The organism is Bradyrhizobium sp. Kon56, from assembly GCF_055807635.1.
Map to the genome: position 1 here is coordinate 1 of NZ_JBVVOU010000540.1, position 250 is coordinate 250.

Genomic DNA, 250 nt, shown 5'->3' on the forward strand with positions numbered 1-250 from the left:
CCTTTACCGGCGCGGATCGCAAGGGCCGTCCGGGCAAGTTTCAGATTGCCCAGGGCGGCACGCTGTTCCTCGACGAAATCGGCGATATGCCGCTGCCGCTGCAGAGCAAACTGCTGCGGGTTTTGCAGGAGAAGGAATTCGAGCCGGTGGGCTCCAACGAAAAGCTGCACAGCGATGTGCGGGTCATCGCGGCGACCTCCATGGACCTGGAAGCGGCGATCAAGCGTGGCGAATTCCGAGCGGACTTGTA

At 62.0% G+C, this 250-nt stretch carries 1 protein-coding gene; it reads left to right on the forward strand.

The window, feature by feature from the left end; genetic code table 11:
- On the forward strand, positions 1 to 250 hold a 250-nt coding region (locus AC0L3B_RS39975), incomplete at both ends, for a sigma 54-interacting transcriptional regulator (RefSeq protein WP_473383464.1).